The organism is Ancylobacter sp. WKF20 (genome assembly GCF_029760895.1).
GTDB lineage: Bacteria > Pseudomonadota > Alphaproteobacteria > Rhizobiales > Xanthobacteraceae > Ancylobacter.
The window spans coordinates 4,115,190-4,138,080 of the sequence record NZ_CP121679.1 but is presented as its reverse complement, the minus strand read 5'-3'; the positions used below and the strand labels follow the sequence as shown (position 1 = coordinate 4,138,080).

Here is a 22,891-nt window from a genome sequence, read left to right as displayed (position 1 = left end):
TGAGGCATGAGCTGATTAAAAATGCCGCTTGCATTCCATCGGTATACCCAAAAATATCAATGCGTTAGATGACTATAGCGGGCAACGCTGGGTCAAGGCGCGCCCTGCCCCTCGGCGGACGGCGTGAAGCGTGAGGATGCGATGGACTATCGGCTCGACGACTCCCTCGTCCTCGCCGCCGGCACCGGCAAGGCGGTGCGGATGCGCGCGGGGCAGCGGCTGAAGCTGACCAACCCTTTCGGCACGCAGGCCATCGACTTCTGGGCCTTCACTCAGGCCGACATTTACGAGTTCACCTCGATGGACAATTTCCGGTCCGTCCATTCGACCGTGCATGTCACAAGCAACACGCCGCTGGTCAGCACGAAGCGCCGGCCGCTGGTGTCCATCGTCGAGGACACCTCCTCGGGCCGCCACGACACGCTGCTCTGCGCCTGCAATGCCGACATCTACCGCCAGCTCGGCGTCACCGGCTATCACCGCTCCTGCGCCGACAATCTGCATGAGGGGCTGGCCGAACTCGGCATCAGCTTCCCCGTCACGCCGGCACCGGCCAATTTCTTCATGTGCGTGGATGTGCGGGCCGACGGCTCGCTCGACAGGCTGCTTCCGGCCTCCAAACCCGGCTCCTACCTCGTGCTGCAAGCCGAGGCCGACATCATCATGGCCTTCTCCTGCTGCCCGCAGGACATCACCCCGATCAATGGCGAGGACCGCACGCCGCGCGACTGCCTGATCGACATCTTTTCTCCGGCGGGGAGCGCCTGATGGCCGGTGAACCGCTCATCCGCATCCGCGACCTCACCAAGAGCTTCGGCGCGCATCAGGTGCTGAAAGGCGTCTCGCTGGATGTGCATGCCGGCGAGGTGGTGTCGATCATCGGCGCCTCCGGCTCCGGCAAGAGCACCTTCCTGCGCTGCATCAACGTGCTGGAAACGCCGAGCGGCGGCACGATGGATTTCGGCGACGTCCATTTCGACTATGAGCCGGGCGCCCGCCGCGCCCCCAATGCCGCGCAGCTGCGTGATCTGCGGGCGCGCATCGGCATGGTGTTCCAAAGCTACAATCTCTGGCCGCATATGACAGTGCTGGAAAACGTCATCGAGGCCCCCATCCGAGTGAAGGGCGAGCCGCGCGCGGAAGCCGTCGCCAAGGCGGAAGCTTTGCTCGCCCGCATCGGCCTCGCCGAGAAGCGCCACGCCTACCCCTCAAAACTCTCCGGCGGCCAGCAGCAGCGCGTCGCCATCGTCCGCGCGCTCGCCATGCAGCCGCGCCTGATGCTGTTCGACGAGGTGACCTCCGCGCTCGACCCGGAGCTGGTCGGCGAGGTGCTGGCCTTGATGGCGAGCCTCGCCGGCGAGGGCATGACCATGCTGCTCGTCACCCATGAGATCGGCTTTGCCCGCGAGGTCTCCAACCGCGTGATCTTCTTCGACCAGGGCGTGATCGCCGAGGACGGGCCGCCGCGCGAGGTGCTGCGCCAGCCCAAGAGCGAGCGGTTGCAGCAGTTCCTGCGCCGCGTGCTGCATGAGGATGCCTATGCCGCGCCGGCGACGGTGCAGGGAGCCCGGCCATGATCGCGACCTGGTGGGAAGGCTTCGCGCCCTATGTTCCCGGCTTCCTCAGCGCGAGCTGGATCGTGCTGGTGCTCTCCATTCTGGCGATCCTGGTGAGCTGGCTATGCGGCCTCCTCGCCGCGCTCGGCAAGGTCTCCCGGTTTCGGGCGCTGCGCGAGGCGAGCGGCTTCTACATCTGGTTCATTCGCGGCACGCCGACGCTGATCCAGATTTTCATCATCTATTTCGGCCTGCCGCAGCTTGGCCTGCGCCTCTCGCCCTTCACCGCCGGCGTGATCGCGCTCGGCGTCAATGGGGGGGCCTATGTCGCGGAGATCGTCCGCGCTGGCCTCTCGGCCATCCCGAAGGGGCAGACCGAGTCCGCGCAGGCGCTCGGCATGGGCCGCTGGCAGATGATGAGCCGTATCATCCTGCCCCAGGTCTTCCGCGTGATCCTGCCGCCCGTGACCAACGAGGCGATCACCATGGTGAAGAACACCTCGCTGCTCTCCACCATCACCGTCGTCGAGCTCACGCTCTACTCGCAGACCATCATCGCCACGACCTTCCGCCCGTTCGAGTTCTACATCGCCACCGCGGTTATTTACCTCGTGATGACCACCCTCATCTCGCAGGCCGCGGCTCGGCTCGAGCGGCATTACGCCCGCTCGCTGTGAAAGGACATTCAAGATGAGCGTGCTGCCCATCGACTCGCTGGAAACCCCGCGCTTCTGCGGCGTGCCGACCTTCATGCGGCTGCCGCAGGCGACGACACTGAAGGGTCTCGACGCCGCCATTCTCGGCCTGCCCTCGGATTCCGGGGCGCCGTTCCGCACCGGCGCGCGCTTCGCACCCAATGCGGTGCGGGCGATGTCGATCATGCTACGCCCGATCAACCCCTATCGGAACATTAACGTGTTCGAGACGCTGGCCTGCGCCGATGCGGGGGATGCCGCCGTCGTGCCGGGCTATGAGGAAGAATCGCTGGAGCGGCTGGAGCTCGCCGTGCGCGCGGTGGTCGAGGCGGGCGTGACGCCCTTCGGCATTGGCGGCGATCATTCGGTAACGCTGGCGGCGCTGCGTGCCGTCGCCGCCACCCACGGGCCGCTGGCGCTGATCCAGTTCGACTCGCATTCCGACACCTGGGACAAGTATTTCGCCGGCAAGCGCTACAGCGCCGGCACGCCGTTCCGCCGCGCGGTGGAGGAAGGCATCGTCGATCCCTCCCGCTCGATCCAGATCGGCATGCGCGGCTCGCTGTTCAAGGCGGACGACGTCAGCCAGTCGGTCGAGCTCGGCTATGAGGTCGTGACCACCGACGAGATGTTCGCCATGGGCATTCCCGCGCTCGCCGCCCGCATCGCGGAGCGCACCGCCGGCGCGCCGGCCTATCTCACCTTCGATCTCGACTTCGTCGACCCCGCCTTCGCCCCGGCCGTGCAGACGCCGGAAGCCGGGGGGCCCAGCGCGCGCGAGGCGCTCGACCTGTTGCGCCGCATCGAGGGCGTGAACCTCGTCGGCGCCGACGTGGTGGAGCTGTGCCCGCCCTATGACCAGCCGGCCCAGACCACCGCGCTGCTTGCGGCCACCGTCATGGCCGAGCTGCTGGCGCTGCGCGCGGCCGGTGTCGCCCGGACATGACAGCCGGGCGGACGTGAAATCGGGCGGGCTCACCCCCGCCTCGAGCGGACCGGCTGCGCACCCGCGCGCCGTTGACGACCGACAGCAGACGACAGAGGGGATAAAACAATGCGTCTGACACTTCTTCCCGTGCTTGCCGCCGCTCTCGTCGGCGGCCTCCTTGCCGGCAGCCTCACCACGCCGGCCGGCGCGCAGGAGCTGGAGCTGATCAAGCCCGGCACGCTGCTCATCGCCACCGAAGGCACCTACCCGCCCTTCTCCATGCGCGCCCCAGATGGCGAGCTGGACGGGCTCGAGATCCGCGTCGGCAAGGAAATCGCCCGCCGGCTGAACCTCAAATATGAGCCGGTCATCATCAAGTGGGAGGCGCTGCTCGTCGGCCTCGCCGCCGACCAGTACGACTTCGCCTCCGACGCCATGGACATCACCGCCGAACGCCAGAAGCAGGTCATGTTCGCCGATGGCTGGCTGGAATCGGGCGGCCGCGTGGTGGTGAAGAAGGACTCCACCATCAAGACGCCTGCCGACATCAAGGGCAAGACGGTGGGCGTGCTGGTTTCCTCCACCTGGCTGAAGCTGGCCGAGGAACGCGGCGCCGTGGCCAAGAGCTACAAGGCCGAATCCGACGCCATCCAGGATCTGGTGAACGGCCAGATCGACGCGGTCATCACCGACTCCATCGCCGCCGCCTACGCCATCGAGGCCTCCAAGCTGCCGCTGGTGCTGGTGCCGGACTATCTCAGCCACATCCAGAAGGGCTTCCCCTTCAAGAAGGGCAAGCCGAACCTCGTGAAGGCGGTGAACAAGGCGCTGGCGGACATGATCGCCGACGGTACTTATGCCAAGCTCACCACGCCCTTGATCGGCTACTCGCCTGCGCCGAAGGACCCGATCAAGACCCAGTTCTGATCGCCCTTCGTGCCTGCGCCCGGCCGGTCCCCTTCCCGGCCGGGCGCCCCCCGCCAAAAGCCCCGGCCGTGCCGCAGAGTCGTCCATGCCCCTGACCGCCCGCCCGACGCCCGTCGCCGATCCGCGCGAGGAAAGCCTCGGCCAGAAAGCCTATAACGACCTGCTCGACCGGCTGATCCGCCGCGAGATTCCCGTCGGCTCGGTGCTGCAGGAGCGTCGCCTCGCCGAGGCACTGGCGATTTCCCGCACCCCGGTGCGCGACGCGCTGAACCGGCTGGAGAGCGAGGGTTTCATCACCCGCAAGCCCGGCGGCGTGCTGGTGGTCAAGGAATTCTCCACCCGCGAGCTGATCGAGACGCTGCATGTGCGCCAGATCCTGGAGATGGAAGCGGTCGGCCTCGCAACCGGCCGCGTTCCGCTGGCGGAGCTCGACACGCTGGAGGCCGATATCCGCGCGCTTCTCGACGACCCCATCCCGAGCGCGGAAGCCGATTGGGCGCTGGACAGCCGGCTGCACGGCCTGTTCGCCAGCCGCAGCGGCAATGCGGTGCTGGCCAAACAGATTCAGGACCTGCGCCTGAAAACGCACATGTTCAATCTGGATCGTGTGCCCGAGCGCTTCGAGATTGGCCACCGCGAGCATATTGCCATCATCGACGCGCTGCGCCGCGAGGACCGCGAGGCGGCCCGCGCCGGCGTCCATACCCATATCGAAAACGTAAAGCTGAGCATCATCGAGAAGCTCCGCGCCATCTGAGGAACGATCATGGCGGTCGAAACGATCAACGAGACCACGCGGGGCGTCTACATCATCGCTCCGACCCCGTTCACGCCGACGGGGGACATCGACTTCGACAGCACGGACTCGCTGATCGACTTCTATCTGGAATGCGGCGTCACCGGCATCACCATCCTCGGCGTGCTTGGCGAGGCGTTCAAGCTGGCTCCGACCGAGGCGAAGGCGTTCCTGACCCATGTCATGAAGCGCGTCGATGGCCGCAAGCCCATCGTGGTCGGCGCCTCGAACCCCGGCACCGACAATCTCGTGCGCTTCGCCAGGGAGGCGATGGACCTCGGCGCCGCCGGCCTGATGATCGCGCCGCAGCCCTTCCTCAAGACCGACGACCAGGTCTTCGGCTATTGGTCGGAGGTGCTCACCCGCCTCGGGCCGGATGTGCCGGTCTGCTATCAGGACTACCCGCAGACCAGCAACACGGTGAGCTCGGTCGCCGTTCTGCACCGGCTGATCGACGCCTTCCCGAACTTCGTCATGCTCAAGCATGAAGAGGGCTCGGGCCTGTCCAAGATCACCAAGATGCGCGAGCGCTCCGACAAGGGCGAGGGCCGGCGCGTCTCCATCCTCGTCGGCAATGGCGGGCTCTATCTCCCGCAGGAGCTGCGCCGCGGCGCCGATGGGGCGATGACGGGCTTCGCCTATCCCGAGATGCTGGTGGGCGTGGTCGAGAAGTTCCATGCCGGCGACGTGGAAGGTGCGGAAGACCTGTTCGACCTCTATCTGCCGATCCTGCGCCATGAGCAGCAGCTCGGCTTCGGCCTCGCCGTGCGCAAGGAAGTGCTGAAGCGGCGCGGCATCATCGCCTGTTCCGACACCCGCCATCCCGGCCCGAAGCTGACGGCGCGCGACCATCAGGAGCTGGGCGAGCTGATGGCCCGCCTCCAGCGCAAGCTGCACGGCTGATCGGGAGGGCATCATGGATCTCGGACTTCACGGACGCACCGCGCTGGTGCTCGGCGCCAGCCGGGGGCTTGGCCTTGCCAGCGCGCAGACACTTGCCGCCGAGGGGGCGAGCGTCATCCTCGCCGGGCGCAATGTGGTGGCGCTGGAAGAGGCCGCCGCCGGCATCCGCGCGAGCGGCGGCAACGCGCGGGTGCTCCAGCTCGACCTCGCCGACCGGGCGGCGCTGGAGACGGCGCTGGACCTTCTCGCCAGCGAGCCCATCGACATCCTCGTCAATAATTCCGGCGGCCCGCCGCCCGGCCCGGTCGCCGGCGTCGCGCCGCAGGTCTGGAGCGCGCAGTTCGAGACGATGGTGAATGCCATTTTCCTCGTCACCGCGCGGCTCCTGCCGGGCATGCGGGCGCGGGGCTTCGGGCGCATCGTCAACATCGTCTCGTCCGGCGTCGCCCAGCCCATCCCCAATCTCGGCATTTCCAACGCGCTGCGCGCCTCCATCGTCGGCTGGGCCAAGACGCTTGCCGCCGAAGTCGCCGCCGACGGGGTGACGGTGAACTCCGTCCTGCCGGGCCGCATCCATACCCAGCGGGTGGACGAGCTCGACGCCGCGGCCGCCGGGCGCACCGGAAAGAGCGTGGACGAGGTGGCCGCCGCCTCGCGTGGCACCATCCCGATGGGCCGCTACGGCACGCCGCAGGAATTCGCCGATGTGGTGACGTTCCTCGCCAGCGCCCGCGCCAGTTACGTCACCGGCTCGACCGTGCGGGTCGATGGCGGCGCGATCCGCGGCATCTGACCGAAAGATCCCATGAGCGCCTCCTGCCTGATCCTCCAGCGCATCCACGCCGCCGGCCCCGATCTCATGGCGGCGGCCGGGCATCAGGTGCGGCTCGCCACCTCGCTGGAGCGGGCGGCGCTTGTGGAGGATGTCCGCGGCGTTGCGGCGCTCATCACCCGCGACGCGCCGATCGACGCCGGGCTGATGGATGCGGCGCCGGGCCTCAAGGTCATCGGCGTGCATGGCGTGGGGGTGGACGGGATCGACCTTGCGGCCGCCACCGCGCGCGGCATCGCCGTGGTCAACACGCCCGGCGCCAATGCGCGCTCGGTAGCCGAGCACACGCTGGCGCTCGCGTTTCATCTGGCGAAGCAGATCGGGCCGGGCGATAGCGCGGCACGCGCCAGCGACGGCACGTTCAAATACCGCACGAGCTTCATGGAGCTGGAAGGCGCCACCTTTGGCGTCGTCGGCTTCGGCGCCATCGGCCGCGAGACCGCGCGCCTTGCCCGCGCGCTTGGCATGGAGGTGGTGGTCTGGACCCGACGGGCGGACGATCCGGCGGTGGCGGAGGCCGGCTTCCTCCATGTCGCCGATCTCGGCCGCATGCTGGAGCAGGCCGACATCGTCTCGCTGCACCTGCCCGGCGGCGCGGGCACGCGCGGGCTGATCGGTCGGGCCGAGCTCGCCCGCATGAAGCCGACCGCCTTCCTCATCAACACCGCGCGCGGCGCGGTGATCGACGAGGCGGCGCTGGCCGAAGCGCTGATCGCCCGCCGCATCGGTGGCGCCGGGCTCGACGTGTTCGCGCGGGAGCCCCTGCCACCTTCCTCGCCGCTGATCGGGCTCGACAATGTCGTGCTCACCCCGCATGTCGCTGGCTCCAGCGAGGCGGCGCTGCGGCGCACGGCGACGGCGCTGGCGCGGCAGGTGGTGGATGTGCTCGCCGGCCAGCGCCCGCCGCATCTGGTGAACCCCGAAGCGTGGCAGCACGCCCCCGCCGGGCCCGGCGCATGATCGCCCACGCCATCCGCCTCGCCGAGGCGCTGTTCGAGGAACTGCGCGCCCACACCACCGACGCACCCGGCATCACCCGCGCCGCCTATGGCGAGGGCGAGGAATTCGCCCATGCGCTGGTAAGGCGCGTCGGCGCCGAGCTTGGATTGAGCGAAGCGGTGGACGCTGCCGGCAACCTCTATCTCACCCTTCCCGGCACCGACCCGTCGCTGCCCCGCTGGATCATCGGCTCGCATATCGACAGCGTGCCGCATGGCGGCAATTACGACGGCGCCGCCGGGGTGCTGGCGGGGCTCGCCGTGGTGAAAGCGCTGCGCGATACGGGTCGGACGCCGGTGCGCGATCTCACGGTGATGGTGATCCGCGCCGAGGAGAGCACCTGGTTTCCAGTGTCCTATCTCGGCAGCCGCGCCGCCTTCGGCCTGCTGCCGCCCGAGGCGCTGGAGACGGTGCGCGCCGATACTGGCCAAACCTTGCGCGCCCATATGGCGGCGCTCGGCTTTGATCCCGAGGCGGTGGAAGCCGGGACGGCCTATCTCGATCCCGCTTATATCCACGGCTTCATCGAGGTGCATATCGAGCAGGGGCCGGTTCTGGAGAGGGAGGACGTGCCCCTCGGCCTCGTCACCGGCATTGCCGGCTCGTTCCGCTACCGCAAGGCGCGCTGCCTCGGCGCTTACGGCCATTCCGGGGCGGTGCCGCGCGCCTACCGGCAGGACTCGGTGGTCGCCTTCGCCGATCTCGTCGCCGCGCTGGAGACGAGCTGGGACGGACTGGAGCGCGACGGGCTGCGCGCCACCCTCACCTTTGGCGAGGTCGGCACCGACACGGCGCAGCACGCCTTCTCCAAGGTGCCCGGTGAGATCGGCTTCTGCCTCGATGTGCGCAGCGAGAGCCCCGCCGTGCTGGCGCGCCTTCACGACGAGCTGATGGCCCATGCAGCGGTGATCGCGCAGCGGCGCGGCGTGCGTTTCGATTTCGGCCAGAAGACGGGAAGCGCGCCAGCGATGCTCGACGCCGCGCTGCGGAGCCAGTTGGTGGCGGCCGCCGCCAGCGAAGGCATCGGCGCGGTGGAGATGCCGAGCGGGGCCGGGCACGACACCTCCGTCTTCGCCAATCGCGGCGTGCCGGCCGCGCTCATTTTCGTGCGCAACCAGAATGGTAGCCACAATCCCGACGAGGCGATGCGGATCGAGGATTTCGCCCAGGCCGTCCGCCTCCTCCTCGCCGCGCTGCTGGCCGACTGAAGCACGCCCAGGCCGGGATCAGAGCGTCGCCCGCCCCTCCAGGCCCGCCTGCGCATCAGCATCGGAGCCGGGCACGCGCATTTCGAAAATGTCGCGAACCACCGTGTAGTCGAAATAGCCCAGCCGGGCGATCGGCTGGATCGAGGCGATATCCAGCCGCCCGTCGGGCAGGATCACGCTGTCGTCGATATGGATGGTCTCCACCTGCGCGAAGACGATGTCGATACTGCCGACCGGCGAGTTGCCCTTCAGCCGGTGCGTGCTGAGATAGCGGCACTCGAACTTCACCGGGCTCTCCCGCACCATCGGGATCGGCGCATTGTCGGCATAGTCGCGAGTGACGCTGAGCCGGTCGAACTCGCTCTCCTCCGGCGGCAGCGCCATGGCGCTGATATTCACCGCCTCGCGCAGCGCGTAGGTCGCCATGTTCCAGACGAACCAGCCGGTCTCCTCGGCATTGACCACCGTGTCCTTGCGCCGTCCGTCCGGGTACTGGTTGGCCGAGAACATCACCATGGGCGGGTCGAAGGTCAGGTTCTGCCACTGGCTGTAGGGCGCGATGTTCTCGACACCTGACCGGCTGACGCTGGACAGCCAGCCGATGGGGCGCGGCACGGTGCAGCTCTTGAAGGGCGAAAAAGGGAGCGGGCTCGGCTCCCGCTGCGGGCAGTATTTCACGCGTCGGCACTCCTGCGAGGGAGCCTTCGCCTAGCAAGGTTCACGCCGCCGCCGGCCCCTAACGCTCGCTCTCATAGGCCGCGCGCGCGATACCGTAGCGGGCGAGCTTGTCGTAGAACGTCTTGCGGGGAATGCCGAGCGCCTCGATGGTTGCGCGCACATCCCCGCCATGGCGCTCCAGCGCCTCACGGATGAGGTTCGCCTCGATCGTGCCGAGCCGCTCCGGCAGGCTCTGGCCGGGCCGCCCGGTCGCGGCACTGGCGGGCGGGGTCGCCTCGTCGAGGCCCAGCGCCACGCGCTCGGCGAAATGCACGAGCTCGCGCACATTGCCCGCCCAGTCGTTCTCGACCAGATGGCGCTCCACCGCACGGCCGAGCTTCGGCACCTCGCGGCCATATTTGCGGGCGGCGCGGGCGAGGAACTGGGCAAAGAGCAGCGGCACGTCGCGCCGGCGCTCGCGCAAGGGCGGAATGCGCAGCGTCACGACATTGAGCCGGTAGAACAGGTCGGCGCGGAAATCGCCGCGTGCCTGCGGGTCGGCGAGGTCGATCTTGGTCGCCGCCACCACGCGCAGATCGACCGGGCGCAGCTCGTTGGAGCCGAGCGGGGCGATCTCGCGGGTTTCCAGCACGCGCAGCAGCTTCACCTGCGCGCTGACCGCCATGCTCTCCAGCTCGTCGAGGAACAGCGTGCCGCCGCTGGAATGCTCGATGCGGCCGATGCGCTTCTTCTGCGCCCCGGTGAAGGCACCGGCCTCATAGCCGAACAATTCGCTCTCGATCACCGTCTCCGGCAGGCCACCGCAATTGAGCGCGACGAAGGGCCGGGTGCCGCGACGGCCGAGCCGGTGCAGCAAATTCGCCACCACCTCCTTGCCGGTGCCGGTCTCGCCCAGCACCAGAACATCGACATCGACATCGGCAAGGTCGCGGATCATCTGGCGCAGGCGCTGCATGGAAGGCGTCTCGCCGATCAGCGCGCTGTCCCCTTCGTCGGCGGCGGCGAGAGCCCGCAGGCGGCGGTTCTCCATCACCAGCGCCCGCTTCTCCAGCGCCCGGCGCAGCGTCTCGGCGAGGCGCTCGCCGGCATAGGGCTTGGCGATGAAGTCGTAGGCGCCCTCGCTCATCGCCTCCACCGCCATGGCGATATCGGCATGGCCGGAGATCACCACCACGGGAATGTCCGCATCGAGCGCACGGATATGGCGGAACAGCTCGATGCCGTTCATGCCGGGCATGCGCACATCGGTGACGACGACGCCGGGAAAATCCGGGGTGAGCCGGTCCAGGAGGTCAGCCGCGGCGGCGAAGGGCGCGGCGCGCAGGCCCGCGAGCTGCAGCGCCTGCACATTGGCGTCGCGCAGATCCTCGTCATCATCGACAAAAGCAACATCGACGGCGGACAGGTCGATCACGCTCATCAGGGGGCCCTCCGCAGCACGATGGTGAAGACGCAGCCCTCGCCGGGCCGGCAGGCCGCCGTGAGCGTCCCCCCAAAACGGGCGACGATGTCCTGGCAGATGACAAGGCCGAGCCCGAGGCCCTTGGCCTTGGAGGAGCGGAACGGCGTGAACAGCCCGGCCACTTGCGCCTCGCTCATGCCCGGCCCGTTATCCGTGACGGTGATGACCACCTCATGCCCCTCCATCCGCACGCCGAGCGACAGGGCCGGCGCGGCCGAATGAGCCGGCGGCGCACCCGCCAGCGCCTCGATGGCGTTGCGCATCAGATTCACCAGCACCTGTTCCAGCTCCACCCGCCGGCCCATCACCCTCAGTTCCGCCGGGATCGCGGTGACGACCGGGCGGATGCCGGACTGGCGGAGCGGCGCGTCGAGGATCATCAGCGCGCCGGAAATCGCGTCGGCGAGCGGGGTCGGCTCCACCGCGCCATCGCCGCGCCGGGCGAAACCGCGCAGCGTGTCGGTGATCGCCCCGACCCTCTCCGTGAGTCCGACGATGCGTCCGAGCGCCCCTTCCGCCCCTTCCGGCGCGCCGCGCTTCAGAAAGGCGCGGGCATTCTCCGCATAGGTGCGGATGGCGGCGAGCGGCTGGTTGATCTCATGAGCGACGCCAGCGGAAACCTGGCCGAGCGTTGCCAGCCGGTTCGCCTTGGCCAGTTCCTCGCGGGCATCCGACAGGCGCTCCTGGGCACGGGCGCGCTCGGCCATTTCCTCCATCAGCCGCGCATTGGCACCGGCGAGCTCAGCCGTGCGAGCTTCCACCCGCTGCTCCAACTCGGCCTTGACGCGGGCATCGGCAAGGCGGCGCGCCTGCGCCCGGCGGCGGCGGCGCATCAGCTCGGCGGCGAGGCCGAGGCCGGGCATCAGCAGCAGCGCGGCGATGAGCTGGAGCCCGGCCCGCTCCGTGGCGATAGCGCGGTCGACCGGCAGCAGCACGTCAAGCGTCCACCCGGTGGTCGGCACGGCCGTGCGGGCCTCGACAAAGCGCCCGCCGAGGCCCGTCGCCTCCACGAGATCGCCGCGCCGGGTGAAGGGCAGCGGGGCGAGCGGGGCGGCGCCGAATTGCAGCGAGCGGCGAATCTCCGCGACCTCCGCCGGCGGGAGTGGCTGCTCGACATGGAAGCGCCAGGCCTCGACGGTCGAGAGCAGCACGACACCCCGGCGGTCGGTGACATAGATCTGCCCGCCCAGCGCCTTCCAGTCGGCCTCGACCTGGGGGAACTCGACCTTGACCACGAGGACGCCGAGCGGACCCGCCGCGCCGTCGACGCGGCTGGTGATGTAGAGGCCGGGCCGGTTGCTGACCGTGCCGAGCGCGAACTGCTCGGCCCCACCCTCCGCCATGGCCTTGCGGTAATAGTCGCGGAAGGAATAGTCGCTGCCGACGAAGCTCGCCGGCTCGTCCCAGTTCGAGGCGGCGATGGCGACGCCGCGCGTGTCGAGCAGGTAGATGACGGAGGCGCGGGTCTCGCGGGCGATCGCGGAAAACTTGGTATCGAGCGCATGGGGATCGCCCCCCGCCAGCGCGCGCCGTACATCCGGGTCGCGGGCGAGGATCAGCGGGACGGCGCGCTGCTTCTCCAGCTCGCCGCGCAGCACGGCGATCGCCAGTGTCGCCGCATTCTCGGCCTGCGCGCGCACACCGGCCACGGCGCGGCTGCGCCCGAGATTGGCCGCGCTCACCAGCGCCACCGCGACCAGAGCCAGCGCGATCGCCGCGAAGACCAGCCATGGCCAGCGCGCGGGCGGCTCGCTCGCGCCGGTCAGCGGGGCATCGGGATCGGCAGGCGGGAGGGCATCGGCCATGCCCCATCTTGCGCGAATTCCCGCATTGATCAAGCAGGTCATGTGCGGATTTCCGCACAACTCCTCCTGAGGCCACCGCTAAAAATCTCTTCAAATTATTGATTTTACTGACTTCTATTTCACAAAATCGGACTGGCACGCGGGTTGCGAACGGGGATGCGCATTTTCGCCAAAAGCAAAAACACACCCTGTCTTGGAGGACACCCATGGCGCTCATTCTGCAGCCGGCTGCCGCCGGAACCCATCCCGCACCCGCCGCCCCGAAGAAGTTCTACCAGCAGCTCTATTTCCAGGTGCTACTCGCCATCGCGCTCGGCATGACGGTCGGGCATTTCTGGCCGGACACCGGCGCGGCGCTGAAGCCGCTCGGCGATGCCTTCATCAAGCTGGTGAAGATGATCATCGCCCCGGTGATCTTCCTCACCGTCGCCACCGGCATTGCCGGCATGAGCGACATGCACAAGGTCGGGCGTGTCGCCGGCAAGGCGATGCTGTACTTCCTGTGCTTCTCGACGCTGGCGCTGATCGTCGGCCTCATCATCGGCAATGTCATCCAGCCCGGCACGGGCCTGCATATCGACCCGGCGACGCTCGACACCAAGGCGGTGCAGACCTACGCCGCCAAGGCGCATGACACGACCATTGTCGGCTTCCTGCAGAACATCATCCCGGACACGGTGGTCGGCGCCTTCGCCTCCGGCGACATCCTGCAGGTGCTGTTCTTCTCCGTGCTGTTCGGCACGGCGCTGGCCATGGTCGGCGAGCGCGGCAAGCCGGTCACCGACTTCCTGCAGAACCTCACCGCCCCGGTGTTCAAGCTGGTGGCGATCCTGATGAAGGCCGCCCCCATCGGCGCCTTCGGCGCGATGGCCTTCACCATCGGCAAATACGGCATCGGCTCGGTGGCGAACCTCGCCATGCTGATCGCCACCTTCTATCTCACGGCGGCGGTGTTCATCCTCGTCGTGCTCGGCGCGGTCTGCCGCTACAACGGCTTCTCGATCCTCGCGCTGATCCGCTACATCAAGGAGGAGATCCTCCTCGTCATCGGCACTTCCTCCTCGGAGGCCGCGCTGCCGAGCCTGATGGAGAAGATGGAAGCGGCGGGCTGCAAGCGCTCGGTCGTCGGCCTCGTGGTCCCCACCGGCTATTCCTTCAACCTCGATGGCACCAACATCTACATGACGCTGGCGGCGCTGTTCATCGCGCAGGCGATGGACATCCCGCTCTCGCTCGAGGAGCAGATCCTCCTGCTGCTGGTCGCTATGCTCTCCTCCAAGGGGGCGGCGGGCATCACCGGCGCCGGCTTCATCACGCTGGCGGCGACGCTTTCCGTCGTCCCCGCCGTGCCGGTGGCCGGCATGGCGCTGATCCTCGGCATCGACCGCTTCATGTCGGAATGCCGCGCGGTGACCAACTTCATCGGCAACGCGGTCGCCACCGTCGTCGTCGCCCGCTGGGAAGGCGAGTTCGATGCGGCCCGCTTCAAGGCGGCGCTGGCCGGCAAGCTGCCGGAGGACGTCTCCGACCTCGCCGCCGAGGATGAGCGCGCCCTGCCCCCGCACGCGGCTCCCGCCCCGGCGGAGTGACGCCTCTCCCCGCGCTCACGCGATGAAAAAACGGCCCGGCCCGCAAGGACCGGGCCGTTTGCGTTTGCGGCCTGATACGCCCGATAAGGTTTAATAGTACCTTTTTCTGAACGATCCACGGATCGGGGTGTTGTCTCCACCGATGCGCGCCCGACGCGGTACGGCTGTGCCGACCTTGGGTGCTCCCCACAGGAGACCGAACCCAGCATGTGTGGAATCGCCGGTGACATTCGCTTCGATGGTGGCCCCGCCGACACACGCGCCGTCGCGTCCATGATGGATGTGCTGGCCCCGCGCGGGCCGGATGGCGCGGGACTTGAGGCGCGCGGCCGCGTTGCCTTCGGCCATCGGCGGCTCAAGATCATCGACCTTTCCGACAAGGCCGCGCAGCCCATGGTGGATGAGGAGCTGGGCCTCACCCTCACCTTCAATGGCTGCATCTATAATTACCCGGAGCTGCGTGCCGAGCTGGAAGGGCACGGCTACCGCTTCACCTCGTCGGGCGACACCGAGGTGATCCTCAAGGCCTTCCACGCCTGGGGCGAAACCTGCGTCGCGCGCTTCCACGGCATGTTCGCCTTTGCCATTCACGACCATGCGAGTGGGACGGTGACGCTGGCGCGCGACCGTTTCGGCATCAAGCCGCTCTATTATGCCGAAGGCGACAAGCGCCTGCGCATCGCCTCAAGCCTGCCGGCGCTGCTGGCGGCGGGCGACATCGACAGATCCATCGACCGGGCGGCGCTGCACAACTATATGAGCTTCCACGCCGTGGTGCCGCCGCCGCGCACCATTCTCAATGGCGTTCGCAAATTGCCGCCGGCCACGCTGCGGCGCTACGCGCCGGACGGCTCCTTCACCGAGCGCGTCTATTGGCGCCCGCCGCATCAACGGCGCGAGGGGGATGCCGGCCTCATCATGCAGGACTGGCGCGACCGCGTGCTGGACGCGCTGCGTACCGCCGTGCGTCGGCGCATGGTGGCGGATGTGCCGGTGGGCGTGCTGCTCTCGGGCGGCGTGGATTCCTCTATCATCGTCGGGCTGCTGGCGCAGGAAGGTCAGGCGAACCTTGCCACCTATTCGATCGGCTTCGAGGAGGCCAATGGCGAGAAGGGCGACGAGTTCGTCTATTCCGACCTCATCGCCAAGACCTTCGGCACCGACCACCACAAGATCTTCGTGCCGTCCTCCGACCTGATGGGCGCGCTGCCGGACACCATCCACGCCATGTCCGAGCCCATGGTCTCCTACGACAATATCGGCTTCTACCTGCTCTCGCGCGAGGTCTCGAAGTCGATCAAGGTGGTTCAGTCGGGCCAGGGCGCCGACGAGGTGTTCGCCGGCTATCACTGGTACCCGCCGCTCGCCGACAGCGCCGATGTCGTCGGCGATTACGCCCGGCTGTTCTTCGATCGCGACCACGCCACGCTGGCCCGCCAGCTTTCCCCAGACTGGATGGCCGAGACCGATGCCAGCCGCGATCTGGTCGCCGCCCATCTGATGGCCGAGGGCGCCGACACCCCGGTGGACCGGGCGCTGCGCCTCGACAGCCAGGTCATGCTGGTCGACGACCCCGTCAAGCGCGTCGACAGCATGACCATGGCCTGGGGGCTGGAAGCGCGCGTGCCCTTCCTCGACCATGAGCTGGCCGAACTCGCCGCGACCATTCCGCCGGAGTTCAAGCTCGCGCAGGGCGGCAAGGGTGTGCTGAAGGAAGCCGCCCGTCTTGTCGTGCCGCATGAGGTGATCGACCGGCCCAAGGGCTATTTCCCGGTGCCGCAGCTCAAATACATTTCCGGCCCCTATCTCGACATGGTCCGCGACGTGCTCGGCTCGCAGGCGGCGCGCGAGCGCGGCCTGTTCCGGCCGGACTATCTCGACACGCTGCTCGCCGACCCGGTCTCCCACATCACGCCGCTGCGCGGCTCCGAGCTCTGGCAGGTCTCGCTGCTGGAGATGTGGCTCCAGTCGCACGGGGTCTGAACCGATGCGCGATGAAACCATGACGGGTGCCTCCATGATGAACGCCACGCACACCTTTTCGCTGCCGGGTGACGCCGCCACCGGGACTCTCCCCGCCTGCGCCTTCGACATGGGCTGGGGACGGCTGATCTTCGGCCAGACCTTCACCGATATGCCCGACCTCATCGCCACGCTGCGCGAGGAAGGGCCGGACCGGCGCGACATCGCGGTCTATGTGCAGGACCCGCACGTGCTGCTGGCGCAGGCGCCGCAGGAGGTGTTCCTCGACCCTTCCCACACCTACCGGCTCGATCTCGCCGCGCCCCCGGCGGCCGAGCGGACCATCTCCGGCTTCACCATCCGCGCCCTCGCCTCCGACATGGATGCGCAGGCGGTGAACCGCATCTATGCCGCGCGCGGCATGGTGACAGCGCCGCTCGAATTCTTCCGCGCCGCGCGCGATCCCGACCCGCTGACCTATCTCGTCGCCGAGGACGAGGCGAGCGGGCGCATCATCGGCACGGTGACGGGTGTCGATCACGCCCGCGCCTTTGGCGATGCCGAGCGCGGCGCCTCGCTCTGGTGCCTTGCGGTCGATCCGCAGGCGCGTCAGCCTGGCATTGGCGAGGCGCTGGTGCGCCGGCTCGCCGACCACATGGCGGAGGAAGGCGCGGCCTTTCTCGACCTCACCGTGATGCACGACAACGCCCAGGCCATCGCGCTTTATGAGAAGCTCGGCTTCGCGCGCGCGCCCTATTTCACGGTGAAGCGCAAGAACCCGATCAATGAGCGCCTGTTTGCCGGGCCCGACCCGTCGGAGGGCTTCAACCCCTACGCCCAGATCATCATCAACGAGGCGCGCCGGCGCGGCATCCTCGTCGAGGCAACCGACCCGGCGACCGGCTTCTTCCGGCTGACCTTCGGCGCCCGTTCGGTGCGCTGCCGGGAGAGCCTGTCGGACCTCACTTCGGCGGTCGCCATGTCGATCTGCGACGACAAGAGCGTGACCCGCCGCGTGGTGGCGGAAGCGGGCGTGCGAGTGCCCGAGCAGCTCAGCACGAGCGCGCCGATGGAGGAGATCGTCGCCTTCCTCAAACGCCATGGGCGGCTCGTGGTGAAGCCGGCGCGCGGCGAGCAGGGGCGCGGCGTCAGTGTCGGCATCACCTCGCTCGACGCGATGGAAGCCGCCATCAGCGAAGCCCGGACCATCTCCGAGGAGGTGCTGATCGAGCAATGCGTCGAGGGCGAGGATCTGCGCCTCGTCGTCATCAATTACCGCGTGGTGGCCGCCGCCATCCGCCGCCCGGCTCTGGTGGTGGGCGATGGGCGCAGCACCATCCGCGCGCTGATCGAGACGCAGAGCCGCCGCCGCGCCGCCGCGACGGGCGGGGAATCGCGCATCCCGCTCGATGCAGAGACCGAGCGCATCGTGCGCGACACCGGACACAGCTTCGACGCCGTCCTCGATGCCGGGCAGGAGCTGAAGGTCCGCCGCACCGCCAATCTGCACACCGGCGGCACCATCCATGACGTGACCGACATGGTGCATCCCCAGCTGGTGGAAGCGGCCATCAAGGTGGCCCGCGCCATCGACATCCCCGTGGTCGGCGTCGATCTCATGGTCGTCTCGCCGAGCGAACCGGACTATGCCTTCATCGAGGCCAATGAGCGGCCGGGCCTCGCCAATCACGAACCGCAACCGACGGCCGAACGCTTCATCGACCTGCTGTTCCCGCTCGCCATTCCCGCCGGCGTGCGGCAGGTGCTGGAGGCGCCCACGGGGCGGGCTGATTGATGAGCCGGCTGAAGATCGACGCCGACTATCTCGCCAAGGTGCTGCGCAGGCTGCTGAGCATCCCGAGCCCCACCGGCTATATCGACACCATCGCCCGCTTCGTGGCGAAGGAACTCGCCGGCTTCGGACTTGAGGTCGAGCTCACCCGCCGCGGCGCCATCCGGGCGATCCGGCCGGGCGGGACGCCGCTCGGCGCGCGGGCGCTGGTCGCGCACGTCGACACATTGGGCGCGCAGGTCAAGAGCCTGAAGCCGAATGGCCGCCTCGCGGTGGTGCCCATCGGCACCTGGTCCGCTCGCTTCGCGGAGGGCGCGCGCGGCACGGTCTTCACCGAGAAGGGCGGCTATCGCGGCACCATCCTGCCGCTCAAGGCCTCCGGCCACACCTTCAATGAGGAAGTGGACCAGCTTCCCATTGGCTGGGACTATGTGGAGATGCGGGTCGACGCGCGCGCCCGCAATGAGGGCGACCTCGCCCGGCTCGGCTTCGAGGTCGGCGACATCATCGCCATCGACCCGCAGCCGGAATTCCTCGACAGCGGCTTCATCGTCTCGCGCCATCTCGACGACAAGGCCGGCGTCGCGGTGATGCTGGCGGCGCTGAAGGCGCTGACCGAGGAAGGCGCGCAGACGCCGGTGGACATTCACTGGCTGTTCTCGATTGCGGAGGAAGTCGGCGTCGGCGCTTCGGCGCTGCTGACGCCGGATGTCGCCTCGCTCGTCGTCCTCGACAATGGCACCACGGCGCCTGGCCAGAATTCCGACGAGTTCGGCGTCACCATCGCCGCCGCCGACCAGAGCGGCCCGTTCGACTACCACCTCACGAGGAAACTCACCGAGCTCTGCCGCGCCAACGACATTCGCTACCAGAAGGACGTGTTCCGCTATTACCGCTCGGATTCGGCCAGCGCCGTGGTGGCGGGGGCGGATGTGCGCACGGCGCTCATCACCTTCGGCGTTGATGCCTCGCATGGCTATGAGCGCATTCACATGCACGCGCTGCGCTCGCTGGCCGAGCTGGTGACCGCCTATGTGCAGAGCCCGGTCGAGATCACCCGCGACTTCCAGCCCACCGCGCCGATCCGCGGCTTCACCCACCAGCCGACGCGCGAAGCGGTGCAGGAAATCCCGCCGGAGATGGAGGAGGAGGAGCCGGCGTGACCGGCCCCTCTCCCCTCAGAAGCGGATGGTCAGCGAGCCCTTGATGGCGTTGTCGGTGGCGGAGGAGGCGAGCTGGCCGACATAGGACAGGCCGAGGCTGAAATTCTCGCTCGGCTTGTAGGCGACGCCGAGGTCGATCAGCGCCGCATTCTCCGCGATGGGCGCGCCGGCCACGGTGAAGGCGTCGCTGCCCGCGAAGGCCGCCGTGGCCTCCGGGGTGAGGTCGCCAAAGGCGCGCTGCCAGCCGAGCGCCGCCGTCACCGCTAGCGGCCTGCCATTGGCCAGTGTGAACAGGTGGTTGAGCCGCAGACCGAGCACGCCATAGCTGGTGGCGAAGGTCTCCGCCTCGCCCAGCAGCGCCGCGGCGCCACCGGTCTCGGTGAAGCTGTCCGTGTCGAGATGGACATAGGCGAGGCTGACGAAGGGTTGCAGCGTCGTCGCGCCGAGATGGATGTCGTAGCCGACCTCGCCGAAGACCTGGGTGGTGGCGCCGTCATAATCGGCGGTGAGGCCGTTCACGAGATTGCCGAAGGCGACGGTGCGGCTGGTGGCGATGTCGTGCCAGCTATAGCTCGCACCGACGCGCAGGCCGAGATCGCCGAGCCGCGCGCCGCCATAGATGCCGACATCATAGCTGTCGACCGAGGCGGAGGAGGCGACGTCGTCGACGTCGATATCGGCATTCTCATAGCCGCCGACGAGGCCGATACGCGTCTGCCAGCCGCCGAAATCCACCGGACGGTCGACGCCGAAGATGAAGCCGTCGAGCGAGCGCGAGACGGGGGCGGCGTTGCCGTCGCCATCCGTATCGCCCCAGGCCCCGAAGGCCTGCCCCCAGACGGTCGCCTGCGAGCCCGGCAGCAGCGGCTGCGCCGGGGCGGGCGTACCGGCCGGCTCGCCCGGTGCGGCGAAGCTCTGGCGCAGGCGCAAGAGCGCGGCATCGCGCAGATAGAAGGATTGCTGCTGCAGGCTCGATTGCAGCGAGGCGTGGATCTCGCCGGCGAGGCTGTTGAGCGCGGCGGGCGCGGTGGAGAGATCGAGGCCCGAGAGGGCGACATTCACCGGGCTGTCGGCGGAGAGCCCGTCGGCCACCGTTGCCACCGCCATTTCGTTCGGCGTCAGCGCGGCGCTGGTGTAGCTCACCGAGCTGCGGGTGAGGTCGATGGCGAAGGAGGAGGCCGAGGTCGAGAGCGAGGCCAGCAGGAACGGGAATTCCGCGCTGAGCGAGCCGAAGCTCGGCCCGGTGATGCTGCCGAACCCGCCGGTGACGGTGCCGGTGGCGGAGACGATGGTGTAATTGCCGATGCCCAGCGTCGTGTTGGGCATCTTGGTGAAGTTCAGGCTGATGTCCTCGAAATTCACGTCGCCGAATACCACCAGCCGGTCGCTCACGCCGGGCGCGCCGAGTTCGATGGACAAGGTGGAGTTCGCCCGCATCGTCACATCGCCGACAACGGTCAGCGTGCCGATGGAATTGCCGGGGGCGACAATGGCCCCGTTCCCCACATCGAGGCTGCCAACGATGATGCCGGTGCCGCCGAGCGAGGCGTGCTGGGCTACACTCAGCGCGCCCGGCAGGATGCCGTTCACGGAGAGGGCGAGATTCTTGACGGTGATCGGGGTCTCGCGATCGAACAGGCTCACACCGTTCAGCGTCAGCGTGTTCGCCTGATCGGACACGCCGTCCAGCACCACCTCACCGCTGCCATCGGACGAGAGCGAGCCGTTGAGCGTCGCCGAGCCGTTGATCCGCAGAACGGGAGCACCGAGATCGAGATAGCTCGACCGCGCGAGGTTGATGGCACGGTCCGAGACGAAGCCAGGTCCAAGTTCCATCTCGCCCAGCACCATCACCGCCGTACCGGGCAGGCCGAGTTCACTGTCATCGGTGAACTGGGTTTGTCCGGCGGCGATGACGCTGACCGGGCGGAAACCGATGCGCCCGTTCAGATAGTCATAGGCGACGGTGTAGTAGAGGAAGACCTCGTTACCCGTGTTGTAGCCCGGCGTCGAGCCGTGCTCGTTCTCATATTTGTATGAGCCGAGATCGGAGGTGAAGGACAGCAGCCCGTTGACGCCGATCGTCACCGGCCCGGTGACCCAGCCGGAATAGGAAGAGTTAGGCCCACCCGTCGCCTCGGTCTCGAAGGTCGCCTTGTCGGCACCCGAATCGAACACGCTCTGCAAGCAACCCGTCGAGCCTTGCGCGGTGAAGCAGGTGAGGACGCTCTTGGTGTTCCAGGCGGGCAGGCCGATATTGCCGCCGGTCAAGCCCTGCGACTGGAAGGGCGTGAAGACGTAGCCTGCGGTATTGTCGCTGTTGAGCCCGACCACCAGCACTGGCTGCGCGCTGCTGGTCGCCTCATTGGCCGCGAAGATGAAGCCGTTGGCATAGGTGCCGGGCAACTGGCCGAGCGGGTTGAAAATGTCCTGCCCGCCCTGATAGGCGATGCCCATCGTGCCGGCCTGATTGACGTTCCAGCCGTAATTGTTCGGGTTAGTGGCGGCAGAAATCGCCCGCAGGCCGCCGCAGTCTGGCTTGCTGTCCTTGCAGGTGGAATCGGTGATCACGCCGAACGCGATCGGCGCGCTGGTGCCGAGGGTGATGTCGTGCCCGTCCGCGTCCTTCACTCCAAGGAAGTAAACGGTGCCGTAGCCCATATACCCCTTGAAGCGGTTGCCGCTCGAGTAGGAATAGTCGAAGCGCGTGCTTGTTGCCGTGTAGCTGCCCAGGTCGAGATCGGATTCCAGTATGTAGAGCCCGGTCGACCCCGTATCCACGAGCACATGATTGACGCTGTTGCCAGGATTCCCGATCGCGACATTGGCATAATAATAGGGATTGTAGCTGATCTCGTCAGGATGCGCGGTCTTGTAGAACTGATGCAGCGGTATGGACGCGGAGTCCTGTGCCCCGGCCGGCCCGAACGCGGTAGCGCACAGGCCGACGATCAGACACCCCACCGTTCCGCGCATCATGCCACGCCCCCAACATGCTGCGGTCTTCCGCTTCCTGCGGAGGTGCCGCAGCAACATCGTAGGTCACCCCGTGACGCTGCGGAAGTCGCGCCATGCGCTTTGCGCAACCTTCGGACACGTGGGTTCTTGCCGGCAATCGCCGGACCCTCACCCCACCTGAAACGCCGCGTCCACCGGCACCTGGAGCGCGGTCACCAGCGCGTTGGTCTGCGCCGCCATGCCGATGATGGCGAGGAGGTGATGGTGCTGCGCGTCGCTCATGCCCTTGGCCTTGGCGGCGGCGGTGTGGGAGTGGATGCAGTAGGAGCAGCCATTGGCGGTGGAGACGGCGATGTAGATCAGCTCGCGCGTCAGCGGGTCGAGCGGGCCGTCCGCCACCATGATCGCCTTGAGGCTCGCCCAGGTCCGCGCGAGCGCGGCCGGATCATGCGCCAGCGCCCGCCAGAAATTATTGATGAAGTCGGAGTTGCGGGTGGCGCGGATGTCGTCGAACACCGCCGCCACCGCCGGGTTCGCCGCGGCCTCCTCGTCGCTCATCAGCCGTACCGTCGCCATGTCGCCTCTCCTGTGCCGCGTGGGGCGCGCAGCTTCGCGGAGGGCGGGGGCGCCTGTCCAGC

General features: G+C 68.1%; 19 protein-coding genes. 14 read left to right on the top strand and 5 right to left on the bottom strand.

Annotated features, from left to right (window positions below):
• Positions 1–123: 123 nt before the first annotated feature.
• The 10 genes from AncyloWKF20_RS19140 (at position 124) to AncyloWKF20_RS19095 (ending at position 8,844) form a co-directional block, all read left to right on the top strand.
• Positions 124–768 (top strand): urea carboxylase-associated family protein, encoded by a 645-nt coding sequence (locus AncyloWKF20_RS19140; RefSeq protein WP_279315536.1) that lies wholly within the window; start codon positions 124–126, stop codon positions 766–768.
• Complete coding sequence (locus tag AncyloWKF20_RS19135; protein ID WP_279315535.1) at positions 768–1,577, top strand: amino acid ABC transporter ATP-binding protein; 810 nt, start codon at positions 768–770, stop codon at positions 1,575–1,577. The genes AncyloWKF20_RS19140 and AncyloWKF20_RS19135 overlap by 1 nt, the downstream gene beginning before the upstream one ends.
• Positions 1,574–2,233 carry an amino acid ABC transporter permease gene (locus AncyloWKF20_RS19130; RefSeq protein ID WP_279315534.1) on the top strand — a complete coding sequence of 220 codons (660 nt, stop codon included), beginning with the start codon at positions 1,574–1,576 and terminating at the stop codon, positions 2,231–2,233. Before AncyloWKF20_RS19135 ends, AncyloWKF20_RS19130 begins: the two co-directional genes overlap by 4 nt.
• Before the next feature lie 13 nt (positions 2,234–2,246).
• Positions 2,247–3,197: an agmatinase gene (gene speB / locus AncyloWKF20_RS19125; RefSeq protein WP_279315533.1), complete on the top strand. Its 951-nt coding sequence runs from the start codon at positions 2,247–2,249 to the stop codon at positions 3,195–3,197.
• Between the two features lie 108 nt (positions 3,198–3,305).
• Positions 3,306–4,106: a transporter substrate-binding domain-containing protein gene (locus tag AncyloWKF20_RS19120; RefSeq protein ID WP_279315532.1), complete on the top strand. Its 801-nt coding sequence runs from the start codon at positions 3,306–3,308 to the stop codon at positions 4,104–4,106.
• Positions 4,107–4,191: 85 nt separating this feature from the next.
• On the top strand, positions 4,192–4,863 hold the full coding sequence (locus AncyloWKF20_RS19115; protein WP_279315531.1) for a GntR family transcriptional regulator: 672 nt from the start codon (positions 4,192–4,194) through the stop codon (positions 4,861–4,863).
• Positions 4,864–4,872: 9 nt separating this feature from the next.
• Positions 4,873–5,805 (top strand): dihydrodipicolinate synthase family protein, encoded by a 933-nt coding sequence (locus AncyloWKF20_RS19110; protein WP_279315529.1) that lies wholly within the window; start codon positions 4,873–4,875, stop codon positions 5,803–5,805.
• A 13-nt stretch (positions 5,806–5,818) separates the two neighbouring features.
• Positions 5,819–6,598: an SDR family oxidoreductase gene (locus AncyloWKF20_RS19105; RefSeq protein ID WP_279315528.1), complete on the top strand. Its 780-nt coding sequence runs from the start codon at positions 5,819–5,821 to the stop codon at positions 6,596–6,598.
• A gap of 12 nt (positions 6,599–6,610) precedes the next feature.
• Positions 6,611–7,597 (top strand): hydroxyacid dehydrogenase, encoded by a 987-nt coding sequence (locus AncyloWKF20_RS19100; RefSeq protein ID WP_279315527.1) that lies wholly within the window; start codon positions 6,611–6,613, stop codon positions 7,595–7,597.
• Positions 7,594–8,844, top strand: a complete 1,251-nt coding sequence (locus tag AncyloWKF20_RS19095; protein WP_279315526.1) for a Zn-dependent hydrolase — start codon at positions 7,594–7,596, stop codon at positions 8,842–8,844. The genes AncyloWKF20_RS19100 and AncyloWKF20_RS19095 overlap by 4 nt, the downstream gene beginning before the upstream one ends.
• A gap of 18 nt (positions 8,845–8,862) precedes the next feature.
• On the opposite strand, the gene AncyloWKF20_RS19090 is transcribed toward AncyloWKF20_RS19095, so the two are convergent.
• The 3 genes from AncyloWKF20_RS19090 to AncyloWKF20_RS19080 all read right to left on the bottom strand — a co-directional run bounded on the left by AncyloWKF20_RS19090 (position 8,863) and on the right by AncyloWKF20_RS19080 (position 12,789).
• Positions 8,863–9,459, bottom strand: coding sequence for a flavin reductase family protein (locus AncyloWKF20_RS19090; protein ID WP_279315525.1), 597 nt, complete (start codon positions 9,457–9,459; stop codon positions 8,863–8,865).
• 121 nt (positions 9,460–9,580) lie between these two features.
• Positions 9,581–10,942, bottom strand: coding sequence for a sigma-54 dependent transcriptional regulator (locus tag AncyloWKF20_RS19085; protein WP_279315524.1), 1,362 nt, complete (start codon positions 10,940–10,942; stop codon positions 9,581–9,583).
• Entirely contained in the window at positions 10,942–12,789 is a 1,848-nt protein-coding gene (locus AncyloWKF20_RS19080) for an ATP-binding protein (RefSeq protein ID WP_279315523.1), read from the bottom strand. The genes AncyloWKF20_RS19085 and AncyloWKF20_RS19080 overlap by 1 nt, the downstream gene beginning before the upstream one ends.
• 206 nt (positions 12,790–12,995) lie before the next feature.
• On the opposite strand from AncyloWKF20_RS19080, the gene AncyloWKF20_RS19075 reads away from it, so the two are divergent.
• The 4 genes from AncyloWKF20_RS19075 to AncyloWKF20_RS19060 all read left to right on the top strand — a co-directional run bounded on the left by AncyloWKF20_RS19075 (position 12,996) and on the right by AncyloWKF20_RS19060 (position 19,295).
• Positions 12,996–14,378: a dicarboxylate/amino acid:cation symporter gene (locus tag AncyloWKF20_RS19075; protein WP_279315522.1), complete on the top strand. Its 1,383-nt coding sequence runs from the start codon at positions 12,996–12,998 to the stop codon at positions 14,376–14,378.
• A gap of 207 nt (positions 14,379–14,585) precedes the next feature.
• Complete coding sequence (locus AncyloWKF20_RS19070) at positions 14,586–16,361, top strand: N-acetylglutaminylglutamine amidotransferase (RefSeq protein WP_279315521.1); 1,776 nt, start codon at positions 14,586–14,588, stop codon at positions 16,359–16,361.
• Between the two features lie 109 nt (positions 16,362–16,470).
• Complete coding sequence (gene ngg / locus AncyloWKF20_RS19065; protein WP_279318032.1) at positions 16,471–18,135, top strand: N-acetylglutaminylglutamine synthetase; 1,665 nt, start codon at positions 16,471–16,473, stop codon at positions 18,133–18,135.
• A complete protein-coding gene (locus tag AncyloWKF20_RS19060) occupies positions 18,135–19,295 on the top strand; it encodes an osmoprotectant NAGGN system M42 family peptidase (RefSeq protein ID WP_279315520.1) in 1,161 nt (386 codons plus the stop codon). The genes ngg and AncyloWKF20_RS19060 overlap by 1 nt, the downstream gene beginning before the upstream one ends.
• 15 nt (positions 19,296–19,310) lie before the next feature.
• Here AncyloWKF20_RS19060 and AncyloWKF20_RS19055 read toward each other — a convergent pair whose 3' ends face one another.
• The gene (locus tag AncyloWKF20_RS19055) at positions 19,311–22,274 is read right to left on the bottom strand and encodes an autotransporter domain-containing protein (RefSeq protein WP_279315519.1); all 2,964 of its coding nucleotides are present in this window, start codon (positions 22,272–22,274) and stop codon (positions 19,311–19,313) included.
• A 147-nt stretch (positions 22,275–22,421) separates the two neighbouring features.
• Positions 22,422–22,829, bottom strand: a complete 408-nt coding sequence (locus AncyloWKF20_RS19050) for a carboxymuconolactone decarboxylase family protein (protein ID WP_279315518.1) — start codon at positions 22,827–22,829, stop codon at positions 22,422–22,424.
• Positions 22,830–22,891: the final 62 nt, after the last annotated feature.

Bases quoted from the DNA above. Each gene is read 5' to 3' on its own strand.
- AncyloWKF20_RS19135 (WP_279315535.1), top strand. From the start codon at position 768: ATGGCCGGTGAACCGCTCATCCGCATCCGCGACCTCACCAAGAGCTTC.
- AncyloWKF20_RS19130 (WP_279315534.1), top strand. From the start codon at position 1,574: ATGATCGCGACCTGGTGGGAAGGCTTCGCGCCCTATGTTCCCGGCTTC.
- speB (WP_279315533.1), top strand. From the start codon at position 2,247: ATGAGCGTGCTGCCCATCGACTCGCTGGAAACCCCGCGCTTCTGCGGC.
- AncyloWKF20_RS19120 (WP_279315532.1), top strand. From the start codon at position 3,306: ATGCGTCTGACACTTCTTCCCGTGCTTGCCGCCGCTCTCGTCGGCGGC.
- AncyloWKF20_RS19115 (WP_279315531.1), top strand. From the start codon at position 4,192: ATGCCCCTGACCGCCCGCCCGACGCCCGTCGCCGATCCGCGCGAGGAA.
- AncyloWKF20_RS19110 (WP_279315529.1), top strand. From the start codon at position 4,873: ATGGCGGTCGAAACGATCAACGAGACCACGCGGGGCGTCTACATCATC.
- AncyloWKF20_RS19105 (WP_279315528.1), top strand. From the start codon at position 5,819: ATGGATCTCGGACTTCACGGACGCACCGCGCTGGTGCTCGGCGCCAGC.
- AncyloWKF20_RS19100 (WP_279315527.1), top strand. From the start codon at position 6,611: ATGAGCGCCTCCTGCCTGATCCTCCAGCGCATCCACGCCGCCGGCCCC.
- AncyloWKF20_RS19095 (WP_279315526.1), top strand. From the start codon at position 7,594: ATGATCGCCCACGCCATCCGCCTCGCCGAGGCGCTGTTCGAGGAACTG.
- AncyloWKF20_RS19085 (WP_279315524.1), bottom strand. From the start codon at position 10,942: ATGAGCGTGATCGACCTGTCCGCCGTCGATGTTGCTTTTGTCGATGAT.
- AncyloWKF20_RS19080 (WP_279315523.1), bottom strand. From the start codon at position 12,789: ATGGCCGATGCCCTCCCGCCTGCCGATCCCGATGCCCCGCTGACCGGC.
- AncyloWKF20_RS19075 (WP_279315522.1), top strand. From the start codon at position 12,996: ATGGCGCTCATTCTGCAGCCGGCTGCCGCCGGAACCCATCCCGCACCC.
- AncyloWKF20_RS19070 (WP_279315521.1), top strand. From the start codon at position 14,586: ATGTGTGGAATCGCCGGTGACATTCGCTTCGATGGTGGCCCCGCCGAC.
- ngg (WP_279318032.1), top strand. From the start codon at position 16,471: ATGGGCTGGGGACGGCTGATCTTCGGCCAGACCTTCACCGATATGCCC.
- AncyloWKF20_RS19060 (WP_279315520.1), top strand. From the start codon at position 18,135: ATGAGCCGGCTGAAGATCGACGCCGACTATCTCGCCAAGGTGCTGCGC.
- AncyloWKF20_RS19055 (WP_279315519.1), bottom strand. From the start codon at position 22,274: ATGATGCGCGGAACGGTGGGGTGTCTGATCGTCGGCCTGTGCGCTACC.
- AncyloWKF20_RS19050 (WP_279315518.1), bottom strand. From the start codon at position 22,829: ATGGCGACGGTACGGCTGATGAGCGACGAGGAGGCCGCGGCGAACCCG.